Source organism: Pseudarthrobacter oxydans (genome assembly GCF_034258515.1).
Taxonomy (GTDB): Bacteria; Actinomycetota; Actinomycetes; order Actinomycetales; family Micrococcaceae; genus Arthrobacter.
Genome location: NZ_CP139438.1, coordinates 1,268,272 through 1,289,763 on the forward strand (window position 1 = coordinate 1,268,272; position 21,492 = coordinate 1,289,763).

Annotated in this window: 18 protein-coding genes; 5 read left to right on the forward strand and 13 right to left on the reverse strand. The window is 64.8% G+C overall.

The window, feature by feature from the left end; all coding sequences use genetic code 11:
• Nucleotides 1-16: 16 nt before the first annotated feature.
• A complete protein-coding gene (locus SMD14_RS05820) occupies nt 17-448 on the reverse strand; it encodes a hypothetical protein (protein WP_321215678.1) in 432 nt (143 codons plus the stop codon).
• 39 nt (nt 449-487) lie between these two features.
• Here SMD14_RS05820 and purN point away from each other — a divergent pair, with 39 nt between their 5' ends.
• Nucleotides 488-1,081: a phosphoribosylglycinamide formyltransferase gene (gene purN / locus SMD14_RS05825; protein WP_321215679.1), complete on the forward strand. Its 594-nt coding sequence runs from the start codon at nt 488-490 to the stop codon at nt 1,079-1,081.
• Between the two features lie 715 nt (nt 1,082-1,796).
• Nucleotides 1,797-2,141, forward strand: coding sequence for a hypothetical protein (locus SMD14_RS05830; RefSeq protein WP_321215680.1), 345 nt, complete (start codon nt 1,797-1,799; stop codon nt 2,139-2,141).
• Between the two features lie 68 nt (nt 2,142-2,209).
• On the opposite strand, the gene SMD14_RS05835 is transcribed toward SMD14_RS05830, so the two are convergent.
• Nucleotides 2,210-3,562 carry an MFS transporter gene (locus SMD14_RS05835; protein WP_157238782.1) on the reverse strand — a complete coding sequence of 451 codons (1,353 nt, stop codon included), beginning with the start codon at nt 3,560-3,562 and terminating at the stop codon, nt 2,210-2,212.
• 142 nt (nt 3,563-3,704) lie between these two features.
• Between SMD14_RS05835 and purH the strand changes: the two genes are divergently transcribed.
• A complete protein-coding gene (gene purH / locus SMD14_RS05840; protein ID WP_321215681.1) occupies nt 3,705-5,402 on the forward strand; it encodes a bifunctional phosphoribosylaminoimidazolecarboxamide formyltransferase/IMP cyclohydrolase in 1,698 nt (565 codons plus the stop codon).
• A 130-nt stretch (nt 5,403-5,532) separates the two neighbouring features.
• Here the strand turns inward: purH and SMD14_RS05845 are convergent, their stop codons facing one another.
• Nucleotides 5,533-5,739, reverse strand: coding sequence for a hypothetical protein (locus tag SMD14_RS05845; protein WP_321215682.1), 207 nt, complete (start codon nt 5,737-5,739; stop codon nt 5,533-5,535).
• Entirely contained in the window at nt 5,723-6,688 is a 966-nt protein-coding gene (locus SMD14_RS05850) for a hypothetical protein (protein WP_321215683.1), read from the reverse strand. Before SMD14_RS05850 ends, SMD14_RS05845 begins: the two co-directional genes overlap by 17 nt.
• Before the next feature lie 329 nt (nt 6,689-7,017).
• Here SMD14_RS05850 and SMD14_RS05855 point away from each other — a divergent pair, with 329 nt between their 5' ends.
• A complete protein-coding gene (locus SMD14_RS05855) occupies nt 7,018-9,237 on the forward strand; it encodes an NADP-dependent isocitrate dehydrogenase (protein WP_321215684.1) in 2,220 nt (739 codons plus the stop codon).
• A gap of 87 nt (nt 9,238-9,324) precedes the next feature.
• On the opposite strand, the gene SMD14_RS05860 is transcribed toward SMD14_RS05855, so the two are convergent.
• Nucleotides 9,325-10,248, reverse strand: a complete 924-nt coding sequence (locus SMD14_RS05860; RefSeq protein ID WP_321215685.1) for an EamA family transporter — start codon at nt 10,246-10,248, stop codon at nt 9,325-9,327.
• A gap of 83 nt (nt 10,249-10,331) precedes the next feature.
• Here SMD14_RS05860 and SMD14_RS05865 point away from each other — a divergent pair, with 83 nt between their 5' ends.
• Nucleotides 10,332-11,255, forward strand: coding sequence for a LysR family transcriptional regulator (locus SMD14_RS05865; protein ID WP_321215686.1), 924 nt, complete (start codon nt 10,332-10,334; stop codon nt 11,253-11,255).
• A gap of 36 nt (nt 11,256-11,291) precedes the next feature.
• Here the strand turns inward: SMD14_RS05865 and SMD14_RS05870 are convergent, their stop codons facing one another.
• The 8 genes from SMD14_RS05870 to mmsA all read right to left on the reverse strand — a co-directional run bounded on the left by SMD14_RS05870 (nt 11,292) and on the right by mmsA (nt 21,482).
• Complete coding sequence (locus SMD14_RS05870; RefSeq protein ID WP_321215687.1) at nt 11,292-11,771, reverse strand: FIMAH domain-containing protein; 480 nt, start codon at nt 11,769-11,771, stop codon at nt 11,292-11,294.
• A complete protein-coding gene (locus tag SMD14_RS05875; RefSeq protein WP_321215688.1) occupies nt 11,768-12,988 on the reverse strand; it encodes a serine/threonine-protein kinase in 1,221 nt (406 codons plus the stop codon). The genes SMD14_RS05870 and SMD14_RS05875 overlap by 4 nt, the downstream gene beginning before the upstream one ends.
• Nucleotides 12,989-13,266: 278 nt before the next feature.
• Complete coding sequence (locus tag SMD14_RS05880; RefSeq protein WP_321215689.1) at nt 13,267-14,976, reverse strand: hypothetical protein; 1,710 nt, start codon at nt 14,974-14,976, stop codon at nt 13,267-13,269.
• A gap of 94 nt (nt 14,977-15,070) precedes the next feature.
• Nucleotides 15,071-15,985, reverse strand: a complete 915-nt coding sequence (locus SMD14_RS05885; RefSeq protein ID WP_321215690.1) for a hypothetical protein — start codon at nt 15,983-15,985, stop codon at nt 15,071-15,073.
• Nucleotides 15,986-16,169: 184 nt separating this feature from the next.
• On the reverse strand, nt 16,170-17,240 hold the full coding sequence (locus tag SMD14_RS05890; protein WP_321215691.1) for a Gfo/Idh/MocA family oxidoreductase: 1,071 nt from the start codon (nt 17,238-17,240) through the stop codon (nt 16,170-16,172).
• A 212-nt stretch (nt 17,241-17,452) separates the two neighbouring features.
• Nucleotides 17,453-18,553 (reverse strand): sugar-binding protein, encoded by a 1,101-nt coding sequence (locus tag SMD14_RS05895; RefSeq protein WP_321215692.1) that lies wholly within the window; start codon nt 18,551-18,553, stop codon nt 17,453-17,455.
• A 48-nt stretch (nt 18,554-18,601) separates the two neighbouring features.
• Complete coding sequence (mmsB, locus tag SMD14_RS05900) at nt 18,602-19,879, reverse strand: multiple monosaccharide ABC transporter permease (RefSeq protein WP_321215693.1); 1,278 nt, start codon at nt 19,877-19,879, stop codon at nt 18,602-18,604.
• Nucleotides 19,880-19,925: 46 nt separating this feature from the next.
• On the reverse strand, nt 19,926-21,482 hold the full coding sequence (mmsA, locus tag SMD14_RS05905; protein WP_321215694.1) for a multiple monosaccharide ABC transporter ATP-binding protein: 1,557 nt from the start codon (nt 21,480-21,482) through the stop codon (nt 19,926-19,928).
• Nucleotides 21,483-21,492: the final 10 nt, after the last annotated feature.

Here is a 21,492-nt window from a genome sequence, read left to right on the forward strand (position 1 = left end):
GCCGCTCGTGGCCCGGCTAGGGAATCTGCCGGGGCAGCGAATCCTGCAGCTGGATCCGGCATGCGGACTGGGCCTTGTCCGTGAGCGCACGGCCAACACATGCCTGGTATTCGCGGACTTCGTCGAAGAACACCGCCGTGACAAGGATCAGCAGCACCATGATTGCGGACACCACCAGGCCGGAGATGGTGCCCACCAGGACCAGTTTCGATTCCTTCAAGCGCGCCGCCCGCACCAGCAGGACGATTCCCAACGTGATGCTGGCGGCCGTCAGGACGCCCGTCAGCCACAGGTAAGTGACGTCCAGCTGGTAGACGAAGAAGGAGCCCAGCACCGAGACGACGAACATCCGGAACAGGGTGTGGGTCTTCGCGAGCGAGGCCTTGGCCGCCTCGCTGAGCCGCGGTTTGGCCCGCTGCTGCCCAGCCGGTCCCGGTGTGGTGTTCATGTTTTCCAGCCTACGCGAGCCTGCCCATAAGCTAGAGCCATGCGCATCGTAGTCCTCGTCTCCGGTACCGGGTCCAACCTCCAGGCCGTCATCGACGCAGTCAAGGCAGGGGATCTGGACGTGGAAATCGCTGCCGTGGGGGCCGACCGCCCGGGCACGTACGGGGTGGAACGGTCCGCCGCCGCCGGCATTCCCACGTTTGTGGTGGACTTCAAGGCGTACCCGGACCGGGCGCACTGGAACGCGGCGTTGACGGAGGCCGTGGCAGGGTTTGAGCCGGACGTGGTGGTCTCCTCGGGGTTCATGCGGATCGTCAGCCCGGAGTTCATCGAAGCTTTTAACGGCAGGTACCTCAACACGCACCCCGCGTTGCTCCCCGCCTTCCCGGGTGCCCATGGCGTGCGGGACGCGCTGGCCTACGGCGTGAAGGTCACCGGCTGCACGGTGCACTGGGCCGACGCCGGCGTGGACACCGGCCCCATCATTGCGCAGGAAGCCGTGGCCATCGAGGAATCGGACACGGAGGAGACCCTGCACGAACGCATCAAGGTGGTGGAACGCCGGCTCCTGGTGTCCACCCTGGCCGCCCTGGCCGCGGCCGCCCTGACCCCTCCTCCCCACCCAACTAGGTAGCGCTAAGTGTCGTTATGAGGGCTCATAACGACACTTAGCGCTACCTAGTTGGGCATGGGCGGGCGGGCCTGTGGATAACCTCTGCGGCATCCCGCCCCGCCTGCCACGATGGGCGGATGAAGGTACCGAGTCAATTACCCGACCAGTTGGCGTCCCTCCCTTTTACTTTCCAGGAAGCGGTCGACGCCGGAATCAGCCGCCGACGCCTACGCCACCCTGGTTTGCTCTGGCCAAGCCGGGGAGTCCGGGTGCCGGACGGGGACGATGCATCACGCCTCGCCCCCCGCATCCGTCCCTATACTTTGGTCACTGAGTTTGCCGCCGCTTCGCACGCCTCGGCCTTTCTCCTTTGGGAATTTCCAGGCTTCCTCCCGGGCAGTGATGAGCCATTGCTGCACATCTCGCGACCTGACACCGTTGCCATCATGCGTCGGCCCGGTGTGAAGGGACACCGCGGGCAGTTCTTTGCGGACGAGATCGAAAATCTTGCCGGACTGCTGGTCACTTCCCGGGTGAGGACATGGTTGGATTGCGCCCGCAAGATGAGCATCGAGGAGCTGACCGTGGTTGCAGACCACTTGCTTCGCATTCCGCGGACCGGCTTCGAGGGCAGGTCCGAGCCCTATGCAACCGGGAGGCCCTCGAGGACATGCTTGACCGGCACAAGGGAACACCGGGCATAAGGAAGGCGCGGGTTGCCCTTGAGCGTGCACGGGTGGGATCTGACTCGGCCCCTGAGACCAGGCTGCGGCTGGCGCTCGAGGACGCGGGCCTGCCCGAGCCTCTGCTGAACCTGCCCACGGAACTGGGAGCCGGCGTCGTTCGCCAACCTGACCTGGGTTATCCGGAACAGAAGGTGGCGGTGGAATACGACGGCGACGGGCACTCCGAGGCCGGCCAAATCATCAGGGACATCACCCGCGAGGAGGACTTCGTCCGGGCAGGCTGGATTCTGGTGAGGATTTCGAAGCGGCACATGGAGAGGGATGCCCGGCCGGCGACGGCCAAAATCCGTTCAGCACTCCTGAGCCGGGGCTGGTACCCCAAGAAGGAAAACTAGGTAGCGCCAAGTGTCGTTACGAGGGCTCAAAACGACACTTGGCGCTACCTAGTTGGGAGGCGGGGGCGTTATTCGAGGCGGCGCTGTTTGGTCTCGGGGGAGAAGAACGCCATCCAGAGCACGGCCAGCAGCACCAGCCCGCCGGCCAAAGCGAAGCTCGTGGCCAGGCCCAGTTCGGGCCAGAAGTAGTTTGCGAAGATCAACGGCCCGAACCCGGCGCCCAGCCGTGAAAATGTGGATGCCCAGCCGAAGCCGGTGCCGCGCAGTTCCGTGGGGTAGAGCTCGGAAACGTAGGCGTAGAGCACCGGAATGGCCACCTGAACCACGAACCCGAACACCAGCAGCCAGAACACGGCCGCCGTGGGGATGTCCACCACGATCGCCACGATCACCAGGGTCAATGCGGACAGCGGACCGGTGATTGCCAGGATCCACTTGCGGCCAACCCGCTCCACCAGCAGGGCCGCCACGATCACGCCCAAAAGCCCCACCGCCGCCATGGACGCCGTGGTGACAAACGCCTTGTACTCGGCAAAGCCGGCGCCGATGAGGATCCGCGGCATCCACGTCAGGGACAGGTAGTACACCAGCAGGATGCTGAAGAACAGGGACCAGGCCGCGGCCGTGATCTTCCAGTTGTACTGCCACACGAGGCGCAGCTGATGCCAGGCGCTGCCGGCCGACAACCGTGGCACCTCCTGGGCATCGGGCAGGCTGTAGGCGCGGGCCTCCGCTCCGGTCGCGGCCACCAGGCCGTCGATGACGTTGGCTGCTTCTTCCCGCCTGCCTTTACGGATCAGGAACAGCGGGGACTCCGGCACGCTGCGCCGGACCCAGAACACCAACAGGGCAGGCAGGACCATCACCAGCATGGTCAGCCGCCAGTCGCCGAAAGCGGCTACCAGTGCGGCGGAGACGAAGCCCGCCAGGGCTGCGCCCACCGGCCACCAGCCGTCCATGGCCGTCAGGACGCGCCCGCGTTGCTTGCGGGGAGTGAACTCACCCACCAGGGCATAGTCCACGGGGATGCAGCCGCCCAGGCCGAAACCGGCCATGAACCGGAACACGCAGAACCAGATGAAGTCGGGGGAGAACGCGCCAAGCACGGTAAAGAGCGAAAAGATCAGCAGCGTGGCCGTGAAGGCTTTCTTGCGCCCGATCGTGTCAGCGATGGTGCCCCACACGAACGCGCCCAGGGCCATGCCAATCAGGTTCGATGTGCCCACCCATGCCACTTCACCCGGGGTGAGGGCCCAGTGCGTTGAGAGCAACGGGATCAGGATGCCGTTCAGCGTCACGTCCCACGCATCGAACATGAAGCCGAGGCCGCCGATCAGAAAGATCCTGCCCTGGACTTTCCATCGCCAGGGCAGTTCCTGGACCACCTGTTCGCCGCTCGGCACAGTGGTGTAAGTATTCATCGCAGCCTCCTGGGAAAACTCTAGCCGGGCGCACCGGCGTTCACACTCAGCCCGACTCGCGGGGCAACCTCCGCTTCGGGATAAACTGGGCCCTATCCCCACCAACCGCGGCGTTGTTCCGCGAGATAAGACGGAGACATTTGTGAGCTTCACGCAGCATGAGCGCGTATCCATCGACCGTGTTCCCATCCGCCGGGCGCTGATCTCGGTTTACGACAAGACCGGTCTGGAGGAGCTCGCCCAGGGCCTGCACGCAGCGGGAGTCAAGCTTGTATCCACCGGGTCCACCGCCAAGAAGATCGCCGCGGCGGGCATTCCCGTCCAGGAGGTCGAGGAGGTCACCGGCTCCCCGGAGATGCTGGACGGCCGGGTCAAGACGCTGCATCCGCGCGTCCACGGCGGCATCCTGGCTGACCGCCGCGTGGCAGCCCACATGGACACGCTCACCCGGATGGAGATCGAGCCCTTCGACCTGGTGGTGGTGAACCTCTACCCGTTCGTGGAGACCGTGAAGTCCGGCGCGGCCCAGGACGACGTCGTCGAACAGATCGACATCGGCGGCCCCGCCATGGTGCGCTCTGCTGCGAAGAACCATGCCGCCGTCGCCATTGTGGTGGACCCGTCCTTCTACGGCCAGGTGGTCACAGCGGCCGCTGAAGGCGGCTTTGACCTGAAGACGCGACGGCGGCTGGCCGCCAAGGCGTTCGCCCACACCGCGTCCTACGACAACGCCGTGGCCACCTGGACGGCGAGCCAGTTCCTGGACGAGGACGGCGACGGCGTCATCGACTGGCCCGCCTACGCCGGCCTTTCGCTGGAGCGCTCCGAGGTGCTGCGCTACGGCGAGAACCCGCACCAGCAGGCTGCCCTGTACGTGGACAAGGCCGCGCCCGTGGGCATCGCCCAGGCCGACCAGCTGCACGGCAAGGCCATGAGCTACAACAACTTCGTTGACGCCGACGCCGCCCTCCGCGCCGCCTACGACTTCAGCGAACCGGCCGTAGCCATCATCAAGCACGCCAACCCGTGCGGCGTGGCCGTCGGTTCCGCAGATGCCGCCGACCCCATCGCCGACGCCCATGCCAAGGCCCACGCCTGTGATCCGGTTTCCGCGTTCGGCGGCGTGATCGCGGCCAACCGCACCATCACCGCTGGAATGGCCAACACCGTCAAGGACATCTTCACCGAGGTCGTCATCGCTCCGGGCTTCGAACCCGAAGCTGTGGAAATTTTGTCCAAGAAGAAGAACATCCGGCTGCTTACCCTGCCGGAAGGCTACGGCCGCTACCCCACGGAGTTCCGCCAGGTCTCCGGCGGCATGCTGGTCCAGGTCAGCGACAAGGTGGACGCCGAGGGCGACAACCCGGCCAACTGGACCCTCGCCGCCGGTGACGCCGCCGATGAGAAAACCCTTGCGGACCTTGCGTTCGCCTGGACGGCCTGCCGCGCCGCCAAGTCCAACGCCATCCTGCTCGCCTCGAACGGCGCCGCCGTCGGTATCGGCATGGGCCAGGTCAACCGCCTGGACTCCTGCCGCCTGGCCGTGGAGCGGGCCAACACGCTGGGCGTGGAGGTGGAGTCCGGCAGTGCCGGCGGGAGCGACGCACCCGGGGGTGCCACCAACACCGGCGGTGCCGGCGCACCCCAGCGTGCCCGCGGCGCCGTTGCAGCTTCCGACGCGTTCTTCCCGTTCGCTGATGGCCTGCAGATCCTGATCGACGCCGGCGTCCGCGCCGTGGTCCAGCCCGGCGGTTCCGTCCGGGACGAGGAAGTCATCGCGGCGGCCAACGCCGCAGGGATCACCATGTACTTCACCGGCGCCCGGCACTTCTTCCACTGATCCCCAATCGAGTGCTCCGTAGGTGTCGTTTTGCCGGGTGAATACGACACCTACGGAGCAGTCGATGAGTTAACGACGAGGGCGCCCGCCCCGCGAAGGGGACGGGCGCCGTCGTTAGCTTCTTGCTTTGTCAGTCAGAAGGCCCGGACTCCGGTTTACCGGTGTCCGCGTCCCCCTGCTTGAGACGCGGACCCTCTCCCGGAAGCCGCAGCTCCCGGGGATTGGCTTCCGCCATCCGTTCCTCTGTCCAGTACTCGAGGACCTCCTCGTGAGTCTGGTTCAGCTCGACGTGGCTGACGGAATCGCGGCCGGGAATGTCCTTAGGATTTCGCTGCACTGTTATAGGTGGCCTGGATGACGGAGCCCCAGTACGGGCCGTACATGACGGCGGAGCGGTTGTAGCCGTAGCTGTTGATGGAGTTCTGTATGCCATCGGAGCTAGTGCCGATGAACCAGGGCCCGCCGGAGGAACCGCCGGTCATGTCGCAGCGGATTCCCTGGGTTTCAAACTGGGGGTTGATGGTATCTCGTGTTGCCGTGCCGGTGCAGCTCTTGAGGGTCTCGCCGTTGAAGGGGGCTGCCGCCGGGTAGCCGAAGGACTTATAAGTGAGGCCGTACGCCTGGTTGAAGGCAACGCCGGACCCGCCCACCACGGCAGTAAGGGTCTTGCCGTTCAAGGGGCTCATGACGGCGAAGCCCGTGTCGTAGGCCATGTTCCCGTCCCGGCTCCACGCAGTGGGGGAGTAGAGGGCCTTGGCAGTCCATTTGCCGTAGGGTGCCGCGCCGTTCTCATACGCAGGAACAAAGATGAAGTTGGTGGCGTTCGCGCCCGGCCCCTCATTCACGCAGTGGCCGGCGGTGGCCACGGTGCTGTTGTTCCCCGACGAAACGGCATTGCCCGAGCAGACGTAGTTGGAGCCGCCCATGCTGAAGAAGACCTTGCCGATGTGTTTTACCGGCGCCTCACTCTGGGCGATGGTGGGTTTGCCCTTGGTGGCCTTGACCGTGGTGTCCTTGCCCTTCTCCACAACGTCGGTGCTTGACCGGTTGCCCCGTTCCAGGGCCTTGCCGGCCAGGACATCTCCGGGGACCGCGCTGCGCATCCGGTCAGCCGTCCAGTAATCTGCCACGCCTCTGGTATCAAGGATCGCACTGGTCACGGAGGGATTCTTGTTATCCTCGGTTGCGGTCGGTGCAGCGGTGGCCCCGCCAGCAGAGGTAAGTGCCAGAACGGCGGCAGCAGAGAGGCTCAGGAGGCCGGAAGCAAGGGACCTGGTGCGTGTCATTGTTGTCCTGTCTGAACGTGGAAAGGCCCCGAAGGCCCCAGAGTGACCCTGCGAATTTATCGCTACATGACAAGTTTGTAAATAGTAGTGACGTATCACGTATGGCCGCCGCCCGCAGCGGCGGACAGGTGCGGCATGAAATGCGCGACGGCGGCCGGTCCCTTGGTGCGTCCCGGCGTCGTAGGTTCTCCATCGCTGTAATCCTGCTCACCGTGAGGGTAACGCAGGGGCTCCGGTAGGGTTGAAATTCGCGCGCTCGGGTAAGTTGTACATGGTGAAATAGACCGAATTTTTCACAACCAAGCCGACCCACAGGGAGACGCCCGCGCATGTCCAAGATTATCTACACCCACACCGACGAAGCGCCGATGCTGGCTACCTATTCGTTCCTGCCCATCATCGAGGCGTTCGCCTCGACAGCAGGTGTGGAGGTGGAGACCCGCGACATTTCGCTCGCCGGCCGCATCATCGCCGTCTTCGGTGACTACCTGACCCCCGAGCAGCAGATCGGTGACGCCCTTGCTGAACTCGGCGAGCTGGCGAAGACGCCGGAAGCCAACATCATCAAGCTGCCCAACATCAGCGCCTCCATCCCGCAGCTGAAGGCAGCCATCGCCGAACTGCAGGGCCAGGGCTACGCCCTTCCGGACTACCCGGACAACCCGTCCTCGGACGAGGAAACGGCCATCCGCTCGCGCTACGACAAGATCAAGGGCTCCGCCGTGAACCCGGTCCTGCGCGAAGGCAACTCGGACCGCCGCGCACCGCTGTCCGTCAAGAACTACGCCCGCCAGAACCCGCACTCCATGGGCGCCTGGACCCCGGATTCCAAGACCAATGTGGCCACCATGGGCCAGGACGACTTCCGCTCCAACGAGAAGTCGGTTGTCATCGGGTCCGAGGGCACCATCGCCATCCAGCTCGTGCGGGAAGACGGCTCCGTGAAGGTCCTGAAGAAGGCATTCCCGGTCCTGGCCGGAGAGGTCATCGACGGCACCGTGATGCGCGCCGCCGCCCTGGACGAATTCCTGAAGGCACAGGTTGCCCGCGCCAAGGAAGAGGGCGTGCTGTTCTCCGCCCACCTCAAGGCCACCATGATGAAGGTTTCGGACCCCATCATCTTCGGCCACGTGGTCAAGGCCTACTTCTCCGAACTCTTCGAGACCTACGGCAAGCAGCTCTCCGCCGCCGGCATCAGCCCCAACAACGGCCTGGCCGCCATTCTGAGCAGCCTCGAGGACCTGCCAGAGGACGTCCGCGAAGGCGTGCAGGCCCTCATCAAGAAGGGTCTCGAAGAGGGCCCCGCCCTGGCCATGGTGGACTCGGACAAGGGAATCACCACCCTGAACGTCCCCAGCGACGTCATCGTGGACGCCTCCATGCCCGCCATGATCCGCAGCTCCGGCCACATGTGGGGCCCGGACGGCAAGGAAGCTGACACCCTGGCCGTCCTGCCGGACAGCTCCTACGCCGGCATCTACCAGGTGGTCATCGATGACTGCCGCGCCAACGGCGCCTACGACCCCACCACCATGGGCACCGTCCCGAACGTGGGCCTCATGGCACAGGCCGCCGAGGAATACGGCAGCCACGACAAGACCTTCGAAATCCAGGAAGCCGGCACCGTCCAGATCGTTGACGGTTCCGGAAACGTCCTGATTGAGCACCAGGTTTCCGAAGGCGACATCTGGCGCGCCTGCCAGACGAAGGACCTGCCCATCCGCGACTGGGTCAAGCTGGCCGTCACCCGCGCCCGCGCCTCCCAGACCCCCGCCGTGTTCTGGCTGGACGAAGAGCGTGCCCACGACGCCAACCTCATCGCCAAGGTCAACGAGTACCTTAAGGAGCACGACACCGAGGGCCTGGACATCCAGATCATGTCCCCGGTCAAGGCCATCGCCTTCACCCTGGAGCGCATCCGCAAGGGCGAGGACACCATCTCGGTGTCCGGCAACGTCCTGCGCGACTACCTCACGGACCTGTTCCCCATCCTGGAGCTGGGCACCAGCGCCAAGATGCTCTCCGTTGTTCCGCTGATGAACGGCGGCGGGCTCTTCGAAACCGGCGCCGGCGGCTCCGCCCCGAAGCACGTCCAGCAGCTGCTCAAGGAAAACCACCTCCGGTGGGACAGCCTGGGTGAGTTCCTGGCCCTGGCCGTCAGCTTCGAGCACCTGGCCACCACCACGGACAACAAGCGCGCCCAGGTCCTGGCCGACACACTGGACCGCGCCACCGGAACCTTCCTGCTGGAGAACAAGTCGCCCAGCCGCCGTGCCGGCGAGCTGGACAACCGCGGCAGCCACTACTTCCTGGCCCGCTACTGGGCCGAGGAACTGGCCAAGCAGACGGACGACGCCGACCTGGCCGCCTCCTTCAGCTCCATCGCCGGAGAGCTTTCCTCGAAGGAGGAAACGATTGTTGGCGAACTGGCCGAGGTCCAGGGCTCGCCGGTGGACATCGGCGGCTACTACCACCCGGACGAGGCCAAGGTTTCGGCCGTGATGCGTCCGTCCGCCACGCTCAACAAGGTTCTCGCCACGCTGAGCTAGCCCACCTGGAACCAGCACTACGAAAGGGGCGGCGCCCCGGAGTTGAAATGTTCAACTTCCGGGACGCCGTCCCTTTGCGTCCCTTGGTCAGGAGCGGGACGCCGCCCCCTTCGCCGCTACCGGCCCGCCGTCGTCCATCACTCCAATGTCCGCCGGCCTTTCCCTGCCGGCCTGAAGCGTCACCCCGATGCCTGCCGCGACGACCAGCCCGATGCCCAGGAAGGCGGCCGGCCCGGGCAGCTGGCCCAGGACCAGGAATCCAATCACCACGGCGATGGCCGGCTCCAGGCTCATCAGTGTTCCGAATGCGGAGGCCTTCAGGCGGCGCAGGGCGAGCAGTTCGAGGCTGAAGGGGATCACCGGCATCAGCAGGGCCAGGCCTGCTCCCACCAGGAGCAGCTGCCAGTCAAGATGCGCCAGTGGAGCCGGCCCGACAAGCAGCGTGGTTGCCACTGCGGCCACCGGCATGGAAACTGCCAGTGCCTGGAGGCCGTTGACTTCATCACCGGCCCGCTGGGTCAGGAGGATATAGCCTGCCCAGCATGCGGCGGCGCCCAAGGCAAAGAGGACACCGGCGGGATCTGTCCCGCCGTGCCACGGTTCGGTCAGGGCGGCCACGCCGGCAGCGGCAACAAGCGCCCACCAGCGTCCCGCCTTGCGTCCGCGGATGACTGCGACGGAGAGGGGACCCAGGAACTCCAGGGCGGTGGCGGTGCCCAGCGGAATCCGGACGGCGGCGGCCATGTACATCAGCGTCATGCCCGCCGTCACCAGGCCGAGCAGGATGCACGTGACCAGGCCCCGCCGGCTGAACCGGGAGCGCCACGGTCGGGTGAAGGCCACCAGAATCAGAGCGGCCCAGATGAGGCGCAGCCACGCCACGCCGTCGGAGCCGAGGCGGTCGGACAGGCCGACTGAAGCGGCCAGGCCCAGCTGGACGCAGCACATGGCGGCGCCGGCCATTGCTGTTCCGGAGCGCACGCCGTTGAAGTGTTGTTGTGAAAATGGCATGGAGCCAGTAGACCGTACGTAAAACGTCTACGTCCACATGATAATTCTTCACATATTGTCCATAAAATATGGACAATAACTGTATGGAGACGCGTCGCTTGGAAGTCCTGCTTGAACTGGCCCGGCAGGGCTCCATGCGGAACGTGGCAGACTCACTGGGCACGACGACGTCGACCGTCTCCCAGCAGATCGCGGCGCTGGCGCGGGAAACCGGCACCGCGCTGCTCGAACCCGCCGGCCGGCGCGTGCGCCTCACCCCTGCCGGGCGGCGGCTCGCCGGTCACGCGGTGACCATCCTGGCGGCGGTGGATGCGGCCACTGCCGAGCTCGACCCGGGTGCCGAGCCAGCCGGAACAGTCCGGGTTGCCGGCTTCGTCACGGCTGTCCGTAAGATCCTGATGCCCATCGTCGGGGAGCTCGCCGTCACCCACCCTGGCGTCAAACTCGAAGTCCGGGAGCACGAGCCCGCCGAAGCCCTGGCGCTGCTTGCTGCCGATTCAGTGGATCTGGCTTTGACGTACGACTACAACCTTGCCCCGGACAGCACCGGCGCCGCCTTCGATTCCATCCACTTGTGGAGCACACCCTGGAGCCTCGGCGTCCCCGAGGCAGCGGCACCCGTTGCCGGCACCGCTCCGGAGGTCCTAGCGGCCTTCCGGGACCGCGACTGGATCGGCAACTCACGGAACAGGGCGGACGAGGAAGTCCTCCGGCTGCTCGCATCGATGGGGGACTTTGAGCCGCGGGTGAGGCATCAGGCCGACAGCCTCGAGCTGGTTGAGGACCTCATCCTGGCCGGGATGGGCGTGGGGCTGCTGCCTGCCGACCGGGAACCGCGGGCCGGCGTCGCCCTTGTTCCGCTGAGTTCCCCGGATGTCCGCGTGCGCGCCTACGCCCGTACCCGGCGCGGCAACAGTACCTGGGCCGCGCTCGCCGCGGTCCTGAACCAGATCACCGGTAAGGCCGCGGCGCTGCCGGGTGCCGCTGCCGCCCACGGAGCGGCTTGAGCCGTTGTCCTCGGGCAGCGCCAGGTACCCTCCGCGTCAGCCGTTTCCCTTTCCCTTGCCCTCGTTGTCCTTCTTGCCGGTGCTGGTTTCGGGTACAGGAGCCGGTGCAGGAGTTTCGACGGCGGGCGCTCGGGTCTCGGCGGCCTGTGTTTCCTTGGCGGCCTGCTCCTCTGCCGCTGCCTTGTCTGCTGCAGCCGCCGCAACGGCATCATTAAGGTCTGCCCGGACGGCCGCGGCGATCGTGGTGATGCTCCGGCGCCGTTCTGCCGAAATCCGGCCCCCGGTCTGTGCCGCTTCCAACTCAGCCTCGAGCCCCTCGAGTGCCTTCAGTGCGGCGGCGGGGTTGTCCTGCGACGAAGCCTGCGTCACTTCAAGCACGCGGGCCTGCAGTTGCCGTGCGGCTGAACGCTGAAGCCCCGTATCCGCTGTGCCGCAGCCGCTCAGCAGTCCGGCAGCCAGCAGGACCGCGGAAAATCCCAGCACAGACTGGCGTCCGCGGTCCGAAGGAAACGTCACGGCTCCACGCTCTTCTGGAGTTGCTCCAGATGCTCGCCGAGGACCCCGGTCACCGTGGGATAGGGCACGACGTCGGGTGTGGACTGAGTGGACAAGGTCAAGATCCCTGCCGCTATAGCGGCCACAATCACCACAAGGCCAAGGATGGCTGCCAGCCAGAACCGCTTGGTCCTGGGCTTTATGCCTTTCTCGCGGTCCCGGTTCAGGGCGTCCATTGCCCCGGCCCGTTCCCGGTCCCCGGCAGCACCGGGCCCTGCGGCCTCCAGAATCTCCTCCACCGATTCCTCGGCGGTAATGGAGGGAGGGCGGAATGGCATGGCAGGCAGTACCCGCGTGGTTTCGGGCGCAATTTCCCCGGGCGTTGACGCGGGCGAAACCAAGGCCTGCCGCAGGGCAGTTTCGATGTCCGCGGCATGCGGCCGTTCAAGCGGTTCTATGGCGGTCATGGACCGGATGAGGTCAGCCCATTCTGATGGCAGGTCCTCGGGAATTTCCGGTGCGCGGTGAAGCCGTGCAACGGCAGATTCCACCGCGCTGCCAGGATACTCCACGGTTCCCTTGATGCATTCGAGCAGCACCAGGCCCAGCGAATAGATGTCCGTCGACGGCGCAAGGGGCTGGCCCAGTGCCTGCTCGGGACTGAGGTAGGCAGCGGTGCCCACCATGGTTCCCGTGGCGGTCAGCCGGGTTGAATCAACAATCCGTGCGATGCCGAAGTCGGTGAGCTTTGGTCGCAGGGGTTCGCCGGGACGTATCTGAACCAGCAGGATGTTGCCGGGCTTGATGTCCCGGTGGATGATGCCGAGTCCGTGGACGTAGGCCAGTGCGTCGGCGATCCCCGCGCCGATGACGGCCAACTCATCAAGGGGAACCGTGCTGTGCCGGATCCGGCTTCTGAGGTCCTGGCCTTCCACGAGTTCCATGGTCAGGAACGGGCGCGGTTCGTCCGGTATCCGGGTATCGATCCCGGCGTCGAAAAGTGTCACCAGTCCCGGGTGGTTCAGTGTGGCAAGAAGCCGGATTTCTGCTTCCTGGCGTTTCAGTTCGTCGGCGTCGGGGGCCTGCGGTGCGAAGAGCTTGAGTGCTACGTCCCGGCCCAGATTTTCGTCCCGGGCACAGTAAACCGATGACATACCGCCGCGGCCAATAACCTCACCCAACCGATAACGTCCGCCAACCACTTCATTCTTGATGGAGCTAGGCGATTCCGCCACCATGTCCCGTTCCTCCCGGTGCGCTGCGGCACTCTCGTACGTCAAATTATACGGGCGCGCTGGTTCAGCCGGGGATAATGCCGTGCTTCACGGCAGGGCACACCGACGGCCCGGCAGCGAAAGACGAGCCTTTCGCTGCCGGACCATCGGTCACAAGGACATGTGTGCTGAAGACATGTTGTGTAAGGTCTTGCGTTCTTTCCTGTCGCACCTCCTTTCCCTCAGCCTGCTCGCTGCTGCCGCTTCAGGCGCGTGGCGCAGGCACCGTCAGTGCGTTCAGGTCAGGACACTTTCCGCTTACGGAACATCAGGAGTCCTGCCACGAGGAGCAGCAGGGCGAGGGGGACCAGTGAGGTGTCCACGCCCGTCTTGGCCAGGGCGGCGGCGCTGCCCTGGGCCGGGACGCTGCGGAGGCCGGTGCTGCCCGCTGCGGCGTCGACGGCGATGGCGCCGCCAACTGCCGTGGAGCCGGCAGCAGGGGCTGCCGGGAAACCATCGGTGTTGGAGGTGCCGGCACCGGTTCCGTTGTCCGTACCCGTACCCGTACCCGTACCCGTGCCCGTGTCCGTGGAGGGGGTGCTGGTGCCGGGGTCTATGGTGCCGGCGCCTCCGGTGTTGCCGTCGGTCCCGGGATCTACGGTGCCCGGGTTGTCAGTTCCGGGGGTGCTGCCACCGCCCAGTCCAAGGTCGATGCCGAGGCCGATGACGACATCAGCTCCGCCGGTGGTGCCGTTGGTGCCGGTGCCAAGGCCGACGACGGCATCCACTACGGTGTCGAGGCCACCGCTGGTGCCTTCAGTGCTGTTGCCGCCAAGGCCGAGGTCTACGGCTGCGTCAATGGCGGCGGCGAGCCCGCCGGTGGTGCCGGTGTTGCCGGTGCCGAGGTCGACGAGGGCATCCGCAGCGACGGCCAGATCGGCAGCGGCCGTATCCGTGCCGGTGGTGCCGAGGCCGAGGCTGACGGCGGCTGCAGCGGTGAGGTCCGCGGAGCCGTTGCCGGTTTCGGTGACTGTTCCAAGGCCCAGGACTGCTTCTGCGGCGAGGGCCACATCCGCGGTGGTTGAGTCGACGGGTGCGGTGTTTCCGAGGCCGAGGGCCGCGTCTGCGGCCACAACCGCGTCAGCAGTGGTTGTGCCGGAGCCGTTGGTGCCGGTGCCGAGGTCGACGAGGGCATCCGCAGCGACGGCCAGATCGGTTGCGGCCGTATCCGTGCCGGTGGTGCCGAGGCCGAGGCTGACGGCGGCTGCCGCGGTGAGGTCCGCGGAGCCGTTGCCGGTTTCGGTGACTGTTCCGAGGCCGAGGGCTGCGTCGGCGGCGAGGGCCACGTCCGCGGTGGTTGAGTCGGCCGTTGCGGTGTTTCCGAGTCCCAGGCTTGCTTCTGCGGCGAGGGCCGCGTCGGCAGTGGTTGTGCCGGTGCCGAGGACGACGACGGCATCCGCAGCGACGGCCAGATCGGTTGCGGCCGTATCCGTGCCGGTGGTGCCGGTGCCGAGGTTAACGGCGGCTGCCGCGGTGAGGGCTGCGGTGCCGTTGCCGGTTTCGGGGACTGTTCCGAGGCCGAGGGCTGCGTCGGCGGCGAGGGCCACGTCCGCGGTGGTTGAGTCGGCCGTTGCGGTGTTTCCGAGTCCCAGGCTTGCGTCCGCGGCGACAACCACATCGGTGGTGGTTGTGCCGGTGCCGTTGGTGCCGGTGCCAAGGTCGACGGCGGCTGCCGCAGTGAGATCGGTTGTGGTGCCGTTGTCGGTTCCGGTGACCGTTCCAAGGTTGACTGCCGCGTCCACGACCGCGGCGACGGCCGTTGAATCGGACGGCGTTGGGCCACCCAGCAGGTCCAACGACGCCGAATCAGCGGCCGCCGCCGAGATAAGGGCGGATGCGGAGAGATCCGATCCGCTGGTGGTGTCCGCGGCGTTCGCCGCGGTGCAGCCGAGGGCTAATAGCCCGCCGGCGAAGAGGGTGCCAAGCAGCCCCCTGCGAAGGTTCGCACTCATGATGATGTCTCCTGAAAGAAGTTGAGGTGTCGGGCTGCTTGGACAGCAACCCGCGTTGTCCGTGTTCTGCCTCGAGAGGGCAGACGGATCTCAACTAGTCAGGACGGGAACCGGGGTCGAAGGACACCGGTGCAGGAGCGTGATCAGAAATATCCGCGGCGCGGATGGCGCCGGGCGCTGAAGTGTCAAAATTGAAGGCGCTTAACCAGGCCGCCGCACCGTACGATCCCGCGGAGGCCGCGCTGCTTCCCGTGCCCGAAGCGGGTACGGCCGGAGCCTGGGAAGGGGCGGGCGAGGGGTCCGCCGTCGGCTGATCCTGGGCAGAATCGGGGCGGTCAACAGACGTCCACGACGCTGAAGAAGCAAGGGCAACCCCACCAACAGGCGCAACACCAGTAGCAGAAGCAGCCTCAACAAACGGAATGGCCGACGTAGGCGCCGTGGAGGCAGCTTCGACGCCTGCCGGGACAGTTCCGGCGCTGGCGGGACTTTCCCCGTCGCCGCTCACGAGGGGCAGGTCGGGAAGCTCAACGGCCAGCGGTGCCGAGCCTGTTACCAAGTCCAAAACAGGCTGCAGCACAGGATCAAGCACCGGCAGCGCCTCGGCGACAGGTGAAATTACTGCCTCCGTCACTTCCGCCGCCGCGGCGTCGGCTGCCTGAGCAATAGGAACGGAGATGACCGATACCGCCTCGGCCGGCACCACATGGTTTACAACGGGTACCGAGTAAACCAGCTGGTCTGCAAGGCCCGAGGCGTCTCCCACGAGGGGCGTCAGCAGCCCCGGTGAGGAAACCGGCTCAGGTTTGGGCGTGGCGGGTGCGGGAGCAACAGGCAGCTTTTCCGTCACCGACGAGACTGAACCGGTGACGCCCCCCAACAGCGTAGTTGCGTCCGAAAGGGTATCGGCCGAAGCCGTGGATGCCGAAAACGTCAGCCACGTGAGGGCGGCAGCACCGGCAAGGAACACCGGCCGAAGGGCACGCAACGGCGAGCGATCACCAGCCATGCGTACCACCCCCAGTACTGATTGCATTCGAGTGGCTATAGCCTAAGACCGAATGTTGCAGGAAGTCTAGGGGCTGCTAAAACAACTCGACAAAATCGAAAACCTCAGGTCGAAGGAATCACAGACGGTCGCGGCCCGGTCACAGAGTTGACGCGGCGATCAAAGGGTTCCCGGTGTGCGCTGGTCAGTGCCGGTCATTTGGATAGCTGACGCCGAGCTGCGCGCGGACCCCGTCAAAGAGCCGCATGGTGTTCAACGTGTCCTCCAGTGGCATGACCGGGCTCTCGGTCAAGCCCTGCTGGATGCAGCGGGTTACTTCACGCAGTTCGTATGCGTACCCTCGGCCCACCACATCAAAAGCTTCGGTCCGGCGCTCGTCCCAACCTGTGGACACCGTCAGTTCCCCGGGGTTATTGATGGAGCCCACGCTCTGGAGGAAGCCGAGGCTGCCCGCAACTGTGGCGGTCCGGGGACCGTGGGCCAACAGTGAGGACGTAAGCTGCACCTGCGCTCCGTGGTTGTAACCCAGCGTCAGGGCGTTCTGGGCATCCACGCCGTCGCCGTTAATGAAGCCGGTGGCGCTCACCATCTGCGGAAAACCGAGGGTGCCCAGGGCCCAGAGCAGCGGATAAACCGTAATGTCCAGCAGCGCTCCGCCTCCGTCCTGCCTTGCCCACAGCCTGGATGTGGGGGAGTAGGGGGCCGGAAAGCCAAGGTCCGCGGTTACCCAGTGGACTTCGCCGAGCTCTCCGGACGCTGCGATCTCAAAGGCCCGCTGCATGCTCGGCAGGAAGCGGCTCCAGACAGCCTCCATGAGGAAAAGCTTGCGGCTTCGGGCGAGGTCGATGAGTTCGGCTGCCTCGCGGGCGTTGATGGTGAAGGCTTTTTCGCACAGAACGTGCTTACCGGCGTTAAGCGCCGCAAGCACCATTTCGTAGTGCTGCGCGTGGGGCGTCGCCACGTAGACAACGTCCACCTCCTCATCTGCGAGCAGCCGCTGGTATCCGGGCACACCGCCGTCCTCGCCGTAGGCCTTCGCGAAGTCATATGCAACCGCAAAGGCGTCGGCCGTGTCCTGGGCCCTCGAGCTGACGGCATACAGTTCGGCATCTGCGAGCAAGGCCAGGTCCTGGGACACGGAGCGGGCAATGCCGCCGGTGGCGATGATTCCCCAGCGGAGGGGGGCTCCGGTGGCGGAACGGGGATCCTGGTCTGGCTGGCTGAACAACCACGGCTTCGCGATGGGCGCACTCATGGTGCCCATCCTCTCATTGCAGTGCTGGAGGGATCCGCTATGACCTGCGGAAAGTGATAAGGGGTTCGCGGGTGGCGGGCACGGCACTCCGGCTGCGCACTGGCTCCTCCGTCAGCGGCTGTTATGAGCGTGCCACGAAGCCGTATCCCTTGTGGCACAGGAAAGCCCGGCCTCCAATGTGTGGAGGCCGGGCTTTCCTGCAAAAAGGTTGCTTACTTGGTGATCGGTTCCAGGACCGGATCGCCGACGTAGGCGCTCTTCACGTTGGCGGCCGTGACGATGACCGGTTCCAGCAGGTATGCGGGAACGGTCTTGACGCCGTTCTTGTAGGAGTCCTTGTCGTTGATCTCAGGCGTCTTGCCTGCCTGGAGGTCCTTCACCATGGTGATGGCGTGTTCAACGAGCTTGCGGGTGTCCTTGTTGATCGTGGAGTACTGCTCGCCGGCCATGATGGACTTGACGGATTCAACCTCGGAGTCCTGTCCGGTCACCACCGGAAGCGGCTTGCCGGCGCCCTTGACGGCGGTCAGGACTGCGCGGGCCAAGGTGTCATTCGGGGAGAGGACGCCGTCCAGGGACGCGCTGCTGTAGCTGCCCGTGAGCAGGGTGTCCATGCGCCGCTGGGCGTTTTCGGCCTTCCAGTCCTGGGTTACGGCTTTTTCGAAGGTGGTCTGGCCGGAGAGCACCTTAAGGGTGCCGTCGTCGATCTTGGGCTTCAGGACGCTCATGGCGCCGTCGAAGAAGACCTTCGCATTGGCATCATCGGGCGAACCTGCCAGGAGCTCAATGTTGTACGGGCCCGAGGGCTTCTTGGCCTTCATGCCTTCCAGCAGGGCCTGGCCCTGGAGCTCGCCCACCTTGAAGTTGTCGTAGGCCACGTAGTAGTCCACGTTTTCGGTGTTCAGCAACAGGCGGTCGTAGGCGATGATGGTGGCGCCGGCATCCTTGGCCTGCTGGAGCTGGGTGCCCAACTGCGAGCCATCAAGGGCGCCCACAATGACCACCTTGGCGCCCTTGGCGATCATGGCACTGATCTGGTTTTGCTGCTCGGCCACACCGTTGTTGGCGAACTGTACCGTGGGCTTGAAACCGGCACTGGTCAGCCCATCGTTGAACAGCTTTTCCGCCAGGACCCAGTTCTCGCTGGTCTTCTTGGGAAGTGCGACGCCGATCGCGGAGTCCTGAGCGAAGCCGCCGGTTCCGCCGGTCGAACCGCCTGAGGTGGATGGTTCGGAACGTCCGCAGCCCGTCAGCGCCAGTGCTGCGATCGCAGCAACTGCTGCTGCTTTTCCTGCTTTGCCAAACATTCGCATTTCTGTGTCCACTTTCTTTTTGGGGTATTGGTTAGGAAGCTGAAATGCTCAGGCTTCCCTGGAAATGGTTTCTCTGGTGGAGGTGACTTCGTCCGGCTGCAGCGGTGTTCCGCTGGACGGCCGGCTGAAGTTCTTCATCATCAAGCCGATGATTGATGCCCGGCCCTGGGACTTGTTGTAGACGTCGATAGCCACAGCCACCAGCAGCACCAGGCCCTTGATCATGGACTGCCAGTCGGCGCCCACGCTCAGAAGTTGCAGGCCGTTGTTCAGCACGGCCATCACCAGGCCTCCGACGATGGATCCGATGACGGTGCCCACGCCGCCGGTCACTGCCGCGCCGCCGATAAACACAGCCGCGATGGCGTCAAGTTCCCAGCCTGTACCGTCCGAGGGGCCTGCAGAGGTTGACCGGGCAACGAAGATCATGCCGGCCAGCCCGGCAATGATGGACATGTTCATCATGACCAGGAAGTTGATCTTCTTCGACTTCACGCCGGAGAGCTCTGCCGCGTGGCGGTTGCCGCCTACGGCGTAGACGTGCCGACCAACCACGGTCTTGGAGGAGATGAAGCCGTAGATCAACACCATGACGGCGAGGATGAGGCCCGGAACCGGGAAAGAGGTCCCCGGGCGGCCGGTGGCGAACAAATATGTTGCGTAAAGGATGGCACCGCAGATCAGGACGAGCCTGAGGACGCTGACCCACGTTTCCGAGACCACCGCTCCGAGTGCCTTGGCAGTACGGCGGCGCCGAACTTCGCTGAACACAACGAACGCAACAGCGGCAAGCCCGAGGAGCAGTGTGAGGTTATTGAACCCTGTATCCGGCCCAACTTCGGGAAGATAGCCGGCCCCGATGTACTGGAACTCCCTGGGAACAGGAATCGAATTGGACTGGCCAACAAACTGCTGCGCACCGCGGAAGATCAGCATGCCCGCAAGGGTAACGATGAACGCCGGAATGCCGACATAGGCGGTCCACCAGCCATGCCAAGCCCCAATTGCGGCGCCAAGGCCCAGCCCCAGCAGGATGGCCAGGTACCAGGGAATGCTCCAGTCGCGCATGGCGATGGCCACCACCATGCCTACGAACGCCGCCACCGAGCCCACGGACAGGTCGATGTGGCCAGCGATGATGACCAGCACCATGCCGATGGCCAGGATCAGGATGTAGGAGTTTCCGTTGAAGAGGTTGATGACGTTGCCCGGGGTGAGGGTAATGCCGCCTGTAAGCCACTGGAAAAGAACTATCAGAGCCACCAAGGCAAAGATCATCCCAAATTGGCGGGTGTCGCCACCGAAGAGTTTCTTGAGCGCGTTCATTTTTTTCGGTCCTCGTATCTGGAAGGTTCTGGAAGGCTCCAGAGGGTTAGGCGGCTTTTCGGGCGGAAGTCATCAGTTTCATCAGGCTCTCCTGGCTTGCTTCCTCTTTGTTGAGCACGCCTGTTATGGAGCCCTCAAAAATGGTGTAGATGCGGTCCGAGAGGCCCAGGAGTTCCGGGAGTTCCGAGGAGATCACGATGACTCCTTTGCCCTGGTTGGCCAGCTGCTGGATGATGCCGTAGATCTCGTACTTGGCGCCAACGTCGATGCCGCGGGTGGGTTCATCCAAGATCAGCAGTTCCGGGTCCGTGAACATCCACTTGGCGAGGACCACCTTCTGCTGGTTCCCGCCGGAGAGTTTGGCTACCCCTTCCTGGACCGAAGGGGCCTTTGTCCGCAAGGACTTCCGGTACTCCTCGGCGACCGCAAACTCCTTGTTTGTGTCCACAACGCTGCGTTTGCTGATCTTCTCCAGGTTCGCTGACACCGTAGTCGTCTTGATGTCGTCCAGCAGGTTCAGTCCCAGCGACTTGCGGTCTTCGGTGACGTAGCCCAGGCCTGCTTCAATGGCTTGGTGGACGCTCTTGAGGGCCACTTCCTTGCCGTGCATATAGATATGTCCGGAGACGAAGCGGCCGTAGGAACGGCCGAAAACGGAGCGGGCGAGTTCGGTGCGGCCCGCGCCCATCAGGCCGGCGAACCCCACGATCTCGCCGCGGCGGACGAAGAAGCTTGAGTTCTTGCAGACCAGCCGGTCCTGCACATTGGGATGTGCAACGGTCCAGTTCTTGACTTCGAAGAACACCTCGCCGATTTTGGGCGTGTGTTCCGGGAATCGGGATTCGAGCGCGCGGCCTACCATGCCTTTGATGATGCGGTCCTCGTCCACGCCGTCGGCCTTCACGTTCAGCGTTTCGATGGACTTGCCGTCGCGGATGATGGTGATCTCATCGGCGATCTGCTCGATCTCGTTGAGCTTGTGGGAAATGATGATGCTGGTGATGCCCTTGGCTTTCAGGCCAAGCATCAAGTCCAGCAGGTGCTGGGAATCAGACTCGTTCAAAGCGGCCGTGGGTTCGTCCAGGATGAGGATCTTCACGGACTTGTTCAGGGCCTTGGCGATTTCCACCAGCTGCTGCTTGCCTACGCCGATTTCCTTGATGGGCGTTTCCGGGTCCTCCCGCAGGCCCACGCGGGCCAGCAGGTCAAGGGAACGCAGCCGCGCTTCTGCCCAGTCGATGACGCCGCGCTTGGTGGGCTCGTTGCCCAGGAAGATGTTCTCCATAATGGACAGTTCCGGGATCAGCGCGAGTTCCTGGTGGATGATCACGATGCCGGCATGTTCGCTGGCCCGGATGTCCCGGAACTGCTGCACCTGGCCCTGGTAGACGATGTCGCCGTCGTAGCTGCCGTACGGGTAGACGCCGGAGAGGACCTTCATCAGGGTGGATTTGCCGGCGCCGTTTTCGCCGCAGATGGCGTGGATTTCCCCGGCCTTCACGCGCAGGCTCACGTTGTCCAACGCTTTAACGCCGGGGAATTCCTTGGTGATGGACCGCATCTCAAGGATGATCGGTTCCGTTTGCGTGGTCTGGGACGTCATGAACCCTAAC

Coding starts and splice junctions, on each gene's coding strand:
- SMD14_RS05850 (WP_321215683.1), bottom strand. CDS start 6,688: ATGACACGCACCAGGTCCCTTGCTTCCGGCCTCCTGAGCCTCTCTGCT.
- SMD14_RS05875 (WP_321215688.1), bottom strand. CDS start 12,988: ATGGTGGCGGAATCGCCTAGCTCCATCAAGAATGAAGTGGTTGGCGGA.
- SMD14_RS05890 (WP_321215691.1), bottom strand. CDS start 17,240: ATGAGTGCGCCCATCGCGAAGCCGTGGTTGTTCAGCCAGCCAGACCAG.
- SMD14_RS05880 (WP_321215689.1), bottom strand. CDS start 14,976: ATGAGTGCGAACCTTCGCAGGGGGCTGCTTGGCACCCTCTTCGCCGGC.
- mmsB (WP_321215693.1), bottom strand. CDS start 19,879: ATGAACGCGCTCAAGAAACTCTTCGGTGGCGACACCCGCCAATTTGGG.
- SMD14_RS05835 (WP_157238782.1), bottom strand. CDS start 3,562: ATGAATACTTACACCACTGTGCCGAGCGGCGAACAGGTGGTCCAGGAA.
- SMD14_RS05865 (WP_321215686.1), top strand. CDS start 10,332: ATGGAGACGCGTCGCTTGGAAGTCCTGCTTGAACTGGCCCGGCAGGGC.
- mmsA (WP_321215694.1), bottom strand. CDS start 21,482: ATGACGTCCCAGACCACGCAAACGGAACCGATCATCCTTGAGATGCGG.
- SMD14_RS05885 (WP_321215690.1), bottom strand. CDS start 15,985: ATGGCTGGTGATCGCTCGCCGTTGCGTGCCCTTCGGCCGGTGTTCCTT.
- SMD14_RS05855 (WP_321215684.1), top strand. CDS start 7,018: ATGTCCAAGATTATCTACACCCACACCGACGAAGCGCCGATGCTGGCT.
- SMD14_RS05860 (WP_321215685.1), bottom strand. CDS start 10,248: ATGCCATTTTCACAACAACACTTCAACGGCGTGCGCTCCGGAACAGCA.
- SMD14_RS05820 (WP_321215678.1), bottom strand. CDS start 448: ATGAACACCACACCGGGACCGGCTGGGCAGCAGCGGGCCAAACCGCGG.
- SMD14_RS05895 (WP_321215692.1), bottom strand. CDS start 18,553: ATGCGAATGTTTGGCAAAGCAGGAAAAGCAGCAGCAGTTGCTGCGATC.
- purN (WP_321215679.1), top strand. CDS start 488: ATGCGCATCGTAGTCCTCGTCTCCGGTACCGGGTCCAACCTCCAGGCC.